This is a genomic window from Paenibacillus agilis, from assembly GCF_007786455.1.
Lineage (GTDB): Bacteria > Bacillota > Bacilli > Paenibacillales > Paenibacillaceae > Paenibacillus_B > Paenibacillus_B agilis.
This window is the reverse complement of record NZ_VNJK01000001.1, coordinates 2,897,196-2,911,665: the sequence shown is the minus strand read 5'-3', so window position 1 is coordinate 2,911,665 and position 14,470 is coordinate 2,897,196. Positions and strand designations below refer to the sequence as shown.

Genomic DNA, 14,470 nt, shown 5'->3' with positions numbered 1-14,470 from the left:
CCTACTACTTATGTATTACATTGATTTGATTATCGATTAACCAAACGTATGTTTGTGTTTATTATACATATATTTAAGATTGTAAACAATATATTCTATTGAAAAGGAAATAATAGGTTTGAAAACAAATGAATTAATTCAACAAATTTTTGCTTTAATATGATAAATTATTATAGGGAAGAAAGTGCCTAACAACTAGATTAGAGGAGGATCATCCTTGGATTGGCAAGATATTATTTTTAAATTTGTAGGTGGATTGGGTTTATTCCTGTTCGGGATTAAGTACATGTCCGACGGGTTGCAAAAATCAGCAGGGGATAAAATGCGGGGGTTGCTAGAGAAATATACTTCGAACCCGATACTTGGATTGTTGGTTGGTGTTGGAGTTACAGTACTGATTCAATCTTCATCAGGTACGACCGTAATGGCAATTGGCTTAGTAAATGCCGGTCTTATGACATTAAGACAAGCCATTGGTGTTATTATTGGTGCGAATATTGGAACGACGATGACCGCCTTTATCGTAGGTATTAAAATTGATGACTATGCGCTGCCAATTATTGCAGTTGGTGCGATATTCTTGTTCTTCTTCAGTAAAAAGAAGCTGCAGTACATAGGTCAAGTTATTTTTGGCTTCGGTACACTTTTCTTGGGATTGTCCACGATGGGCAGCGGCGTAAAGCCGCTTAGCAGTCTTCCTGCGTTTACTGATTTCATGATACAGCTGCAAGATCAGCCGGTTCTTGCTTTATTAGTAGGTACTGTATTCACACTTATCGTACAAAGCTCTAGTGCAACGATTGGTATTTTGCAAACGATCGCTGACGAAGGCATGATTAGTTTGATGGGTGCACTTCCGATCCTGTTTGGTGACAATATCGGAACGACGATTACAGCTGTTCTTGCTTCTATTGGTGCTACAGTTGTTGCGAAGCGTACAGCACTCGTACATGTTATTTTCAACGTTGTTGGTTCGATTATTTTCATGCTTTTGCTGCCGCTTGTACACAGTGTTGTGTTGTGGCTTGGAGAAGGCGTGAACATCCGAATGCAGATCGCGTATGCACATGGAATGTTCAACACGACAAATGCATTGCTCTTCCTGCCGTTTATTCCGGTTTTGGCATGGATTGTAACGAAGGTTATCCCTGGAAAAGTACAAGAAATCGAATTCAAAGCGATCTACTTGGACGAGAGATTGTTGGCAACTCCAGCGGTAGCATTTGGCCAAGCGCAGCATGAAATTTTGCGTATGGGTCAATTTGCACGTGAGACACTGAATGACTCTACTAACTTCTTCTTTAGCAGGGACGCTAAAGTTGGCGAGCTTGCTTTGCAGAAAGAAGCGCTTATTAACGAGTTGAACCGTAAGATTACGGACTACATGGTGAAAATCAATCAGCAAAATGGATTGTCTGAAGGGCAGTCAGAGAAAGCATCTGGCTGGTTCCAGTTGATCAACGACATTGAACGTATTGGTGACCATGCAGAGAATATCGTGGAGCTTTCTGAGTTCAGTATAAACAAGAAAGTAGATTTATCGAAGGAAGCTGGCGCAGAGCTGAAAGAGATGACAATTCTTGCTGATAAAACGGTAGAGAAGGCGTTGTTCTCCTTGGAGCACAATGATGCTCAAGCTGCGCAGGAAGTATTGGACTATGAGCGTGAACTTGATGAGATGGAGAAGAAATTCCGTAAAAATCATATTCATCGCCTTAATCAAAATCAATGCTCAGGCAGTTCTGGAGCTGTGTATCTCGATATCCTCAGCAATCTTGAGCGTGTCGGAGATCATAGTAAAAATATTGCTCAATTCGTTATTCACGAAGAAGAGTTATTGAAGAAATAAATGAAAAGCGTCGATCATTCTTGAAAAAGAGTGGTCGACGCTTTTTTCATTGTGTTATGAAAAGCTCTGTATTATTTCGCAGCAGAACGCTTTTGCATCTCTTCCGTTACAACAAAGGCGAGCTCCTCATTTCCAAATAAAGAGAGAACTGCGAGTACAGTATCATCAGGAATATCTCCTGCCTCTTCCTTTGATACGGTCAATCCCATTGCTTGCTGGAGCAACTGATTATCTTCTTGTTTGGGGTAGGCTTTTTGATATAGCGCTACAGGATCGAGCTTGTTATTGATGCACCATTGTGCAAAAACAAGAATCATCATGTTCTCTTCCTGTTGATAGGTCCGGATAATTTGTTCTTCCATTTCTTTCGTGTTCATTGATAAATCTCCTTACAATAAGGTAATATGGGTTCATTCATTATAACGAAGGAGCAGGTGGTATACAATGATTATCAACAACAAGATTAAAGCTGCTGAAGTTCAATTGACAGGTATAGACGGAGAGGATCTCGGGATCGTACCTACGTCAGAGGCGCTGGCAATGGCCAAGAAGCTGAAGGTTGATCTCGTTTGTACATCGCTGATGAGTAGTCCACCGCCGTGTAAGCTAGTGCGTGCAGGAGCGGCTAAGGAAGAAGCACAGCAAGTCCGTAAACGAGAGCAGAAGGCAAAAGTAAAAGAGATTCGTCTTACTCCTCAAATTGAAGAGCATGATTACGAGACGAAAAAGCAGCAGGCAGAACGTATTTTACGAGCTGGGGATGCCGCTCTTCTCGTCGTTCGTATTTCAGGCAAGGAAGGCGAGAAGGCGAAAAAGTTGCTTGAGGAGCTGCTGCGTGATTTGGCATCGGTCGGCGTGAAGCAATCGGGCATTCAACTAAGCGGCAAGCAGGCAGCTGTACAGGTGAATCCGATTGCATGAATATTTTAGTTGCAGATGATGAAATGCAGATGGTGAAGTTGATCCAAGTTTATTTTGAACAAGCAGGATTCGACGTGCATACGGCCAGCAATGGGGAAGAAGCACTTGAAATTGTCGAACAGCATCCGATTGATCTGGCGGTACTGGACTGGATGATGCCGATTATGAGCGGTATTCAAGCATGTAAAGAGATGAAGCGATATGGTCAAATCAAAGTGTTGATGTTAACCGCAAAAGGTGATCACGATGCAGAATTCCAGGCGTTGGAAGCGGGGGCGGATGATTATGTGAAGAAGCCTTTTGATCCGCGTGTATTGCTTTTACGAGCCAAGAAGCTGCTGCAAATAGACGGACGAGCTCGAATTGGAGATTTAGTTATCGATATGGAAGGCCATAAAGTGTGGAAAGCAGACGAAGATTTAAATGTAACAAAGAAGGAGTTTCAACTGCTGAAATGTTTTATGAACAATCGAGGACGTGTGCTTACACGAGAGATACTGCTGAATCAAGTATGGGGTATTGATTATGTTGGTGAGGATCGGACTGTCGATACACATATTCGTAGGTTGAGAGAAAAGATCGGTGAAGAGTGGATTATGACCCACAGAGGGCTTGGATATAGTTTTGAACATAACCATGAATAAAATTGGCCGCAAGCTGTTTCTAAATATCGCGTTCATAATCGCATTTGTTTATGTGCTGTCTTTTTTGGCAAATACGTATCTGCTGCCGTCTTATTTCTTGCATGAGAAAAAAACGAATATGGCTGAAATTATGGAGCAATTAGATTCGATGTCTGCTAATAGCTTAATTGCCGATGCAGAACGAATTTCTTACGAGCAGGATGTAACGATTGTATATGCGCATCACTATGGAAACGTTGACGACCTTAACGGAACACTGCGTGATAAGTTCAGCAGTCGTGGTATCGCTATGAGTAAGTTCTGGATTACAGGAGAGAGTATTGAGAAGCTGAAGAGCGGTGTGCATGTTAACAAGCTGTACGATCAAGAGAAGCTAAAATCGAGAGTACTCGTTTCATTTGTGATGAAAGACAATACTGTATTTGCTGTGGCGGATTCGATTGCACATGCAGCAGAAACGATAAATATGGCGAATCAATTCCATACTTGGATTTTGCTCGGTGCGTTAGTCTTGACGCTTGTACTCGTTGGCCTATTTTCGCAACGGCTGTTACGTCCCCTTGATAAGTTAAAGCGTGCGACGGAAGATATCGCTAACTTGAATTTCCGCAGAGTAGAAATTAAGACCGGAGATGAAGTGGAGTCACTTGCACATAGCGTGAATGAAATGAGTGACAAGTTGCAGCAAGCGCATCAAGAGTTGGCGATTCGCAATCAGAATCTTCAAGGCTTTATTTCAAACGTGTCTCATGAACTTAAGACGCCGATTGCTTTGATCAAAGCTTATGCCGCTGGGATGAGAGATGGTTATGATGACGGCAGCTATTTGGAAGTGATTGAGAAGCAGACGGATGATATGACGACGATGGTAGAGACGCTTCTTGAGCTGTCTAGACTGCAAGTTGAGTCCTATGAAGCTGCTTCATTTGATATGAGAGAGCTAGTTGCTCAGGTAGTTGATACGTATACATTGACGCTTGAACAGCGAGGCATAGAGCTGGCCATGCATGAGAATAAAGATACAGCGTATATGGTCTTTGCAGATAGAGCGAAGATGTTAACCGTGTGGAGCAATTTGATCCGTAATGCGATAAGTTACTCAACCAATCAACGTATTGATATTACGTTATCGCGGCAGGGCAGCGTGATATATTGCTCCATTAAAAATGGAGTAGAGTCAATTGATGCAAAACAATTGGATTTCCTATGGGAACCCTTCTATGTCGTGGAACAGTCGCGAAATAAACAATTAAGCGGGACAGGGTTAGGATTATCTATCGTCAAAACGATTTTGTTGAAGCATCAATCTAACTTTGGGGTTAGAACGTTCAATACTGACATCGAGTTTTATTTTGAGGTAAAGGCTTCAAGTAAGTGAGTTTGTCGGCAGTATCATAGGCAAGAAGATTAGGCAGCCGCAGAGCTGCCTTTTTTGTGTACTATTTTTGTTTCGTATTTGTGTCATATTGGTGTAACAAAGCGAGTGTATGCTTACTTTTGAGGTGAGAATGTTGCATGTAAATAAACGGCATCATGATTATAAAATAATTCGTCGAGTTGCAGTAACCGCAGGAGTAGGATTTATATTGTTATTGACCTTGCTAGCTTATTCAGCTTACATAGAGCCGAACCTCCTAAGAGTAAAGGATATTGATATAGCCAGTGAGCATATTCCACCTTCGTTTGATGATTTGACGATCGTACATTTCTCAGATACACATTTAGGTGAGTATTATGATAACGAAAAGCTAAAGAAATTGGTTGAGCGAGTCAATGAATTACACCCCGATATGATCATCTTTACGGGAGATTTATTCGACCATTACAGTAAGTATGGGACAAAGCGAAATGAGGCTCAGCAACTGCTCAAACAAATGAATGCTCATCTAGGCAAATATGCGGTATATGGTAACCATGATCGGGGTGGAGGCGGAAGCCGCAAGTATGAAGCATATTTGGAGGAAGCGGGATTTGAAGTGCTTGTGAATGAAACGCACTTAATCGAATTGCCTAACAGACAGAAAATTGTATTAGCAGGAATTGATGATGCGATATTAGGAAAACCAGATATTCCGAATACACTTAATCAGCTGAGAGCGGAAGATTTCAACATTGCAGTTGTGCATCAGCCAGACTTAGCAGATGATATTGCCAATTATCCTGTAGATTTACAGCTGTCTGGACATAGTCATGGCGGTCAAGTGCAAACACCGTGGTCAAAGCCGATTTATACACCGCCATTAGCAGTAAAATATGTAGAAGGAAAATATACGATCCGTGGTGGAGATAAGCCGATGCAGCTATATGTAAATCGCGGCATTGGTACAACTCGGCTGCCCATTCGATTTATGAATGTACCCGAATTAACAAAGATTACATTAGTTAGGAAGGGTGTTGAGTCTTATTGACGTAACACCCTGTTTGTATTTCATAAGCAGCTCAATATTGAGCGCAGGAAAGCAAAAGCCTCCTGCACGAAGCAAGAGGCAGACCAGCGAGCTTACAATTAAGTATCGGCGCCGAGAGGTATCATTTTACAGGCGCTGGAGCTGGTGCGCTTGGTACCTGGGGAGGAGCCATCATTTGGTCTAAACTTGCGAATTCATACCCTTGTCTGTGAGCTTCATCAATAATTCTGCCAAGAGCTGCCGCATTATCTTTGGATATAGAGTGGAGCAGTAGTACCGCTCCTGAATGCAGCTGTCTAACGACATTATCATAGGCATATTGGCCTCCGCGCTGTTGATTGACATCCCAATCTTTATAAGCGATGGACCAAAATACGTTGGTGTATCCAAGTTTATGACTAAGGGCTAGCGAGCGCTCATTAAAGATTCCGCGTGGTGGGCGAAGATAGCGCATTTGCTTCTGACCAGTTACAGCAGCTACCGCCGTTTTAACTTTCTCCAATTCTTCGGTGAGCCGTGCGTCAGAGATCGTTGTCATATCAGGATGGCTCCAAGAATGATTACCAATGAGATGGCCTTCGGCTATCATTCGTTTTAACAAATCAGGCTGCGTCTCAATATAATGACCTGTCACGAAGAATATGGCCGGAACTTTTTTGGATTTCAATGTATCGAGTATATTGGCAGTTAATCCATTTTCATAGCCATTATCGAAAGTGAGATAAAGCGTCTTTGAACGAGTGTTGCCAAGGAAAATGGAGTCGTGCTTTTCAATAACGTCTTTAAATCCTTCTTCATCAATGGAAGGAAGCTGACCGTTCTTGCTCTTTTTGAAGCCGAAATGGAAAGTTGGGCTGTAGGCAGCTTGTACAGATATTCCGTATGGAACAATCAAGATGGCAATTGCCAAGAGAGCTGCAAAATAACGTTTTAGCATAGGTAACTCCTTACGATAATGTACCGTTATGTGTGATTATTTGTATTACTATTTGTATATTGTCTGTGTTTATTCATAAGCGTGGCTGTTTTCGTCCTTCTTGGCGTTTTTGGTGAACTTTTCTTTGTGAGTCCGAGTGCTTAATCAATTCAGAAACCGTTACAAATTGATAGCCTCTTCGTTTTAATTCGGGCAAGATCATTTCGAGAGCTTGCGGGGTTTGAGTGCGCCCGTGTACATAATCATGAAACAGAACAATATCTCCATTGCGTGCGTTGTTTAACACTTTGTTTTTAATTTTGTTAACGCCAGGCAAATCCCAATCTCTCGTATCTTGGTGCCACGACCACATAATGCATTTCAAGCCCTTTTGCCTGCTCGTATCGACGATAAGATCGTTGTAATTCCCGCCTGGTGGTCGGAACAGAGTTGGTATTTGGCCAGTAGCCGTTTGGATCGCTTGTTGGGTCATTTGGATTTCTTTATTGATAAGATTGTGAGACGACTTGCGATTGAAATAAACATGATTGTACGTATGGTTGGCCAGTTCGTGACCATCTTCAACGATTCTTTTCGCGAGCTGAGGATATTTGGTTACGCGTTTGCCAATGACGAAGAATGTACTTTTTACGTCATATCGTTTCAAAATATCCAATATGGCCACTGTTTGTCTTGGGTCTGGACCATCATCGAACGTAAGTGCCATCATTTTGTGTTCTGTCTGTGCCTCCCATATAATTGAACCTTGTTGTTCATATTCTTGCCGACTTCTCTTTGTAGGCGTTGTAAATGCTGATTGGGTGGCAACAATGAAACACAATACGAGAAGGAGCCAGTAGCCTGATTGTTTGCGCATACGTATCACCTTATGTTTGATTAAGTATTTGAACACCAAGAACGGAATAGGTTGCTTGAATTCTCCATCTATTGTGTGACCACTAGTAGTCATTTAAACTGGATAATGATGGCGAAATAGGTGTGAATGGCGCTTATTACGTATTAACTTGAATTAGGGTGGTCAAAAATACAGGTGCAGCTATTGTCTCTCAGGCAGAAAATGCAATAAAACGAATCATTCCCAAAATGAAAAAATTTCGTTATAATAGTGAATAGAGCTTAACGGAGAAAAAATAAGCTACTATATATTCGTATTGAATATGGATCTTCAGGGCAAGGTGAAATTCCTTACCGGCGGTAAAAGCTGTTTAACAGCTCAAGCCCGCGACTCCCTGCGTTTACGTAGGGACTGACTTGGTGTGAATCCAAGGCCGACGGTTAAAGTCCGGATGGGAGAAGATCGCATAAGCGTTTCGCATGACCAATTGAATATTTTAGGTCTATTGTTGAGATCAGCTTATATCGAGTCATCCAATGACAGATAAGCGATGTTTGTCCTCTTCAGCTAAGATCCTATATTCAACGACCCAGGAGGTTATTGAATATGGACACGCATGCATTGGCTGATCAGCGGAGTACATTCTCAAGCAAAGGGGTGTGGCTCGTTGCACTTGGGGCCGCATTTTGGGGATTAGGACCGCTGTTCCGTGTACTTGTGTTGGAGTATTTAACATCCACACAAATCGTATTATTGGAGCATCTTGTATTGTTGGTGTTTGCTGCACCTATCGTGTGGAAACACCGTGCAGAGTTAAAAGGAGCCAATTGGAAACATTGGGGTGCTTTACTCTTCGTTTCTTGGGGAGGCTCTGTAATGGCAACCATTATGTTCACAGAAGCATTTGCAACAGGAAATGTGAACACAGTACTTCTGTTACAGAAGCTTCAGCCATTATTTGCCGTTATACTGGCACGCTTTCTTCTTAAGGAGAAGCTGCCGAATCGATTTGGTTATTTATTAGCTGTTGCACTTATCGGAACGTATTTACTTACATTCGGTTGGTCACTGCCGCAAGGCATGGTGAATGAGGTAGTAGGTGTCAGTAGTTTGCTGGCGCTGGGAGCCGCTTTATTATGGGGTGGATCTACAGTAATGGGTCGGTTCATGTTGGATAAAATGCAATATGAAACCGTTACGGCGCTGAGGTTTTTATTGGCACTCCCGTTATTGTTTGTCTTTACTTGGTCCGAAAATGCAAGCTGGAAAGTGCCGCCTGAGCAGTATGGATCGATTACGTTCTATATTATTTTGCAAGCGGTGCTGCTAGGTCTCTTTAGTATTTTACTGTATTACCGCGGTTTGTCAGAAACGAAAGCATCCTATGCAACGCTGGCGGAATTGTCATTCCCGCTAGTAGGTATGATGATGAACTGGATTGTTTTCAACCAAGTGGTTACAATTGCACAATTATCAGGCTTTGTCCTTATCTGGATTGCGTTATTCTATGTGTCCAGACAGCAGTAGGAAGGCCATTTATACGGATAAATAAATCAACGAAGGAGAGCGGGATGCTCTCCTTTTTTTCGTGTTTATGAAAAAGTTTTCGAATGCAAAATAAATAGATTTGTCCCCTGCAGCGGACGTGCAATTTGGAGACCCCATTTCAATATACATATAGATGATATCATGATGTTCATCGCATGAGATAGCGGTGAAAGGAGGTTAGGCGATGCCATTCGTACAGCGCTTCACCGTGACAAGTGCGGGCGCGCTCACATTCACAGGGAACGCTTTGTCTTTATCGAAAATAAGCAATCAACTGCTGCCAGGAACACTTGATGCTTCGGGGACATTTATTACGACGAATACAGCACTTGCAGTTCCAGGCTGGTTTCCTGGAACGACACTAGATTTTACGCTCAATTCCTCGTCAGCAGTGCTTCGAATTCCATCAGGCAGTACGATAGAGCATGCGGAGTTAATTTGGTCTGCGAACTACTCAACGAATATTGGGAACGTCACGCCTTTTATTCGAGATCCGATTCAATTTACAACTCCGCAAGGGACTTTTACTGTTACTCCGACAAACTTTTTTACGAATGCTAGCCCGGTTAATCCAAGTGTCCAATGGTATACCAATTCCGCTGATGTTACTTCACTTGTGCAGGCTGGAGGAACTGGTACCTATACAACGGGGAGTGTGCCAGCATTTATAGCGGCAGCTGATAATCAAACCACTCATTCCGGTTGGACGTTGGCGGTTTCCTATCGAAACCCTGCCTTTCCGTTCCGAAATAAATCTATTTTTGTAGGGCAAGATCAAGTTGGACTTGGGGTACCAAGAATCGATATTACCGTATCTGGATTCGCATCGCCGCAATTTGGTCCTGTAACAGGCCGCATCCTTCTATCTGCTCATGATGGCGATCCTTTCGCAGGAGGAGATATCGCTCAGTTTGGCCCGAATACATCCAATTTAGTTACCTTATCAGGGCCAAACAACTTAGCGAATAACTTTTTCCAAGCCCAAATCAACAACGACTCAGGCAATCTAGATACATCAGGTACATTCGGTACACGGAACGCAGTTGCAGGTAATCCCGGTTTCTATACGACAGGATCACGCTTAGCGTATGATATTACAAATGTTGATGGTTCTGCTGGATTGGTAAACGCACAAACGTCTGGTGTATTGAGGATTACGACATCATCGGATGTTATTTTGCCAAATGGTGTAGGCATACAGATTGACGTAAACCAACCGTTAATGTCCATAGATAAAACGAGCAATACGACAGCGGTGGTGGAAGGTGACATCATTACCTATACAGCAGTTGTCAGCAACAATGGAGCTGCTAATGCGGACAATGTTGTGTACACAGATGCAATTCCTGCGGGAACAACCTTTATCCCGAACACGGTTTCTATCGACGGAGGACCACCGCAAACTGGATTGAATCCCGCCACAGGCATTAATCTAGGAACGATCCCATTCGGCACGAGTAGAACCGTGTCATTCCAAGTACGAGTCAACTCTAGTGGAGTGCCTGCTCAGATTAGAAATACGTCAAGTGCTGAGTTTACCTTCCAAAGCGTGCCTGGAGGACCTGTCTTAGATGGCAGTGTTGTTTCCAATGAAACGATTGTGAACTTAATTGCGGTTAGTATTACGAAAACAGCTACACCAACGTCTGCTGCTCCAGGGCAAAGTGTTGTTTATACAATAACGGTCCAAAATATTGGGGCTGAGCCGCTAACCAATGTAAGATTGACGGATGCTACACTGGGGTTGAATGAGACTCTTTCTATTCTAAACCCCGGCCAGTCTATTAGTTTCGATGTTACGTTCACGATTCCGATTGGCACTCCGGCAGGTTCTATATTTGTGAACAGATCTTCAGTCATCACGAATGAAACTTCAGCTGAGGCATTTTTCCAAGTTTCGGTGCTGGCCGCGCCATCCCTTTCTATTGATAAAATCGCTGATCGTACAATCGTTGCAGTTGGTGATACGATATTTTATACCATTGAAGTGACCAATACAGGAAACAGCACATTAACAAATGTCACGGTGACTGATCCGCTGTTAGGTATTAACACAGTCATTCCAACGTTGTTGCAAGGAGAGAGTCAGTTTGTTTTTGGTGAATTTACAGTTCCAACTGGTGCGTCTGGCACGATAACGAATACGGTCACTGCCGTTTCGGATGAAACCGCACCTGTGAGTGATACAGAAACGGTAACTATAGTTCCTCAGCCTGCTTTGTTTATTCGTAAACGCGCATTACAACCAGCTGTTGAAGCAGGAACTGCAGCTATGTTTGAAATTGAATACGGGAATGCAGGTAATACAACGCTAACCAATGTAAGAGTTACAGATCCACAGATTGGGATTGATGAAGTTGTAGCCTCGCTGGAACCGGGTGAGTCATTTGTAGTGACAGGGGCTTTAGAAATACCGTTTACTACGCCGCCAGGTACGGTTATCACCAATACAGCAACGATAACTTCCGATCAAATCGGGCCAGAAACCGCACAAGCATCCGTTACAGTGCTTCAACCTCAGCTGCCAATATTAGAGCTAAATAAATTTGCGGATCGTGAAACGACAGCTCCTGGCGAGACGGTAGAGTATACGATTATTGTATCGAATACAGGCTTTGTCTCTCTGACGAATGTACATGTGATAGATACGTTGCTAGGTATCGATCAAGTTATCCCAGAAATTTTGCCAAGTGACTCTTTTATTATTGAATCCGAATTCCTCGTTCCGTTGGATACGCCAGATGGGTCATCAATTGTAAATACGGTTACAGCAACATCGGATCAGACGCTTCCAGAAGAAGCGACGAATGTTATCCCCGTGCAATCAGTATTTTCATTTGAAATTACGAAGACGGTCGAACCAACTATAGCTGTACCGGGGCAGGAAGTTGAATATACCATTACGGTGACCAATACAGGCAACCGAACACTTACCAATTTGCAAATTACCGATCCTACACTTGAGCTGGATACCGTAGTAGAGAATTTAGTCCCAGGTGGAATTGTGGAAATTACTACCTTCTTTGAAATTCCAGCTGGTTTAGTTATGGGTCAATTGTTTGAAAATACGGCTACCGCTGTAGCTGATAATGTAAATCCACAGTCCTTTACTTCGACGGTTGAAATTGGAACGGCGCCAGATCTAACGATTACGAAGACGGCAAGTGAAACGAGTGCAGCGCCTGGGGATACCGTTACTTATGCGATTGTAGTTAAAAATACTGGAACGGTACCACTCTCGAATGTGCATGTCGTTGATCCGATATTAGGCATTGATCAGACGTTCCCTTTACTTGCAACGGGTGGAGAGGAAACGATTCTTCATGACTTTACGATTCCGCCAGCTACTCCGCCATTAACCGTATTTCTCAACACAGCAACGGCTTCTTCGGATCAAACCGCACCGATTACGGCAGAGGCGAGAGTCATCGTATCACCTATTACAGGTTTAGTTGTCACAAAAACAGCCAATCCTACGTCAGCTTTGCCAGGTCAAACAGTTGAATATACAATCACGGTCAGCAATACATCTGGTGTTACGCTTACGAATATTGTCGTTGTCGATGAGGCGATTAGTTTCTCACAAACGATCCCTTCACTCGCACCAGGAGCTTCACAGGTATTAACGACGTCGTTCGTGATTCCAAGTGATCATTTGCCAGAATCGTTTGTCAATACGACAGATGCAACGGCGAATGAAACAGATGCGATTGAGGGGTCAGCTACAGTCACGGTACTACCATTATCCACGTTGTCGATCGCAAAGGTGCCTTCTGTTCTGGTTGCTGTTCCTGGTGAGCCGATTACTTACACATTCCGAATTACGAACACCGGCAACACCGATCTGACGAATGTGCACATTACCGATCCTCTGTTGGGGTTAGATAATACGATTAGTGTTATTCAAGTTGGTCAGACAGTGGAGCTGGAGATTCCATTTGAAATTCCACGTGACTTTACCGGAACGGTACTAACAAATACGGCAACGATATCTTCTGATCAAACACCTGCTCAACAAGTGGAAGCTTCAATCGAAATTGATCCACCTGTTACGGTGCTCTTCCAAAAGGTTGCAGATCGTACGGTAGCTTTACCGGGTGAAACGGTGCATTATACGCTGACATTGACAAATACGTCGAATGTACCGCTGACGAATATCCGTATTTTTGATCCTATCATTCAGCTTGAAGAGCACATTTCACGGCTGGAGCCGGGAGCTACTTTGACGTTCAGTGCTTCCTTTACAGTTCCATTAGGGACGCCTGCTGGGACAGTCATTTTAAATGAAGCCATATTTATGTCTGATGAAAGTAATATAGAGCGCGCCGCAGCAAGTGTCACGGTAGGTGCCAGCCCGAGTGTCGTATTGATCAAGGTAGCTTCACCACAATCTGCACTGCCAGGTCAACGCGTTCAATTTACGCTTCGAATTCGAAATACAGGCAATGTGGCGCTGTCAAATATCGTGATATCAGATCCGCTACTTGGGGTTAATGTAGTATTAAACACATTAGGGGTAGGAGAGTCGCGAGAAGGCATTGTGCCATTTACGATTCCAAGCACAGCTGCTGCCGGGTCCACGATTACGAATACGGTAACAGCATCATCTGCTGAATTGGGTACAGTCAGTGCTTCAGCAACTGTCACGGTTGCAGCATCTCCACTTCAAGTTGTGAAGTCTGCGAATCGTAAATTTGCTGTTGAGTGCGAAATTGTGACATACACGATTGTTGTGAAAAATACCAGTTCGACACTGGTTAGCAACATTACGTTAACGGATAACATCCCTGTAGGTTCAACTTTTGTAGTAGGAAGCTTGAAGCTTAATGGTATTCCAGTAACCAGTCAACAATTAGAAACGGGAGTATCGATCCCTGATCTAGCTTCTGGACAGCAGGCTGAGGTCACATTCAAAGTGAAAGTATCGCCTACTAAAAAATCCAAGCATGTTCAACTTGTCAATCAGGCTACAGTACAGTTTTCGTTCAGGGATGCGACGGGTAGGTTAATTACATCAACTACACGTTCTAATCAAGTCACCGTAACGATTAAAGAAGAACAAGAAGAGTAAATGGATATTATGCATAACAAATGAAAACGTTATAACAACAAAGCTCTCTCTATGCGAAGAGGGCTTTGTTTTTTTTGTATGGTATTGACTAAATGTGTGATTATAGTCGAGCTATGGAATTATAGATACACTACACATTTCGAGCAGATAATCGTTTCCTTAAAAACATATTGCAATATCCGATAGAAACTACTACTAAAATGGTAGAAAAAATGGAAATAATTCCATGAAAGCTTGGCAATTTGGTGAAAAATGAG

10 protein-coding genes and 1 riboswitch are annotated in these 14,470 nt (G+C 42.9%); of the genes, 7 read left to right on the top strand and 3 right to left on the bottom strand.

The window, feature by feature from the left end; genetic code table 11:
- Positions 1-217: 217 nt before the first annotated feature.
- Positions 218-1,849: a Na/Pi cotransporter family protein gene (locus FPZ44_RS12730; RefSeq protein ID WP_144990715.1), complete on the top strand. Its 1,632-nt coding sequence runs from the start codon at positions 218-220 to the stop codon at positions 1,847-1,849.
- A gap of 71 nt (positions 1,850-1,920) precedes the next feature.
- Here FPZ44_RS12730 and FPZ44_RS12725 read toward each other — a convergent pair whose 3' ends face one another.
- The gene (locus tag FPZ44_RS12725; protein ID WP_144990713.1) at positions 1,921-2,226 is read right to left on the bottom strand and encodes a hypothetical protein; all 306 of its coding nucleotides are present in this window, start codon (positions 2,224-2,226) and stop codon (positions 1,921-1,923) included.
- 67 nt (positions 2,227-2,293) lie between these two features.
- On the opposite strand from FPZ44_RS12725, the gene infC reads away from it, so the two are divergent.
- The 4 genes from infC to FPZ44_RS12705 all read left to right on the top strand — a co-directional run bounded on the left by infC (position 2,294) and on the right by FPZ44_RS12705 (position 5,822).
- A complete protein-coding gene (infC, locus tag FPZ44_RS12720; protein ID WP_144990711.1) occupies positions 2,294-2,770 on the top strand; it encodes a translation initiation factor IF-3 in 477 nt (158 codons plus the stop codon).
- Positions 2,767-3,414 carry a response regulator transcription factor gene (locus FPZ44_RS12715; RefSeq protein ID WP_144990709.1) on the top strand — a complete coding sequence of 216 codons (648 nt, stop codon included), beginning with the start codon at positions 2,767-2,769 and terminating at the stop codon, positions 3,412-3,414. Before infC ends, FPZ44_RS12715 begins: the two co-directional genes overlap by 4 nt.
- Complete coding sequence (locus FPZ44_RS12710) at positions 3,395-4,792, top strand: sensor histidine kinase (protein WP_261378311.1); 1,398 nt, start codon at positions 3,395-3,397, stop codon at positions 4,790-4,792. The genes FPZ44_RS12715 and FPZ44_RS12710 overlap by 20 nt, the downstream gene beginning before the upstream one ends.
- Positions 4,793-4,922: 130 nt before the next feature.
- A complete protein-coding gene (locus tag FPZ44_RS12705) occupies positions 4,923-5,822 on the top strand; it encodes a metallophosphoesterase (RefSeq protein ID WP_144990707.1) in 900 nt (299 codons plus the stop codon).
- A 121-nt stretch (positions 5,823-5,943) separates the two neighbouring features.
- On the opposite strand, the gene pdaA is transcribed toward FPZ44_RS12705, so the two are convergent.
- Positions 5,944-6,759, bottom strand: coding sequence for a delta-lactam-biosynthetic de-N-acetylase (gene pdaA, locus FPZ44_RS12700; protein ID WP_144990705.1), 816 nt, complete (start codon positions 6,757-6,759; stop codon positions 5,944-5,946).
- Positions 6,760-6,832: 73 nt separating this feature from the next.
- The gene (locus tag FPZ44_RS12695; RefSeq protein WP_144990703.1) at positions 6,833-7,615 is read right to left on the bottom strand and encodes a polysaccharide deacetylase family protein; all 783 of its coding nucleotides are present in this window, start codon (positions 7,613-7,615) and stop codon (positions 6,833-6,835) included.
- 301 nt (positions 7,616-7,916) lie between these two features.
- A riboswitch (FMN riboswitch) is annotated at positions 7,917-8,061 on the top strand.
- 139 nt (positions 8,062-8,200) lie between these two features.
- Between FPZ44_RS12695 and FPZ44_RS12690 the strand changes: the two genes are divergently transcribed.
- Both FPZ44_RS12690 and FPZ44_RS12685 read left to right on the top strand, forming a co-directional pair.
- Positions 8,201-9,121 carry a DMT family transporter gene (locus FPZ44_RS12690; RefSeq protein WP_144990701.1) on the top strand — a complete coding sequence of 307 codons (921 nt, stop codon included), beginning with the start codon at positions 8,201-8,203 and terminating at the stop codon, positions 9,119-9,121.
- Positions 9,122-9,326: 205 nt separating this feature from the next.
- Positions 9,327-14,213: a COG1361 S-layer family protein gene (locus tag FPZ44_RS12685; RefSeq protein WP_144990699.1), complete on the top strand. Its 4,887-nt coding sequence runs from the start codon at positions 9,327-9,329 to the stop codon at positions 14,211-14,213.
- Positions 14,214-14,470: the final 257 nt, after the last annotated feature.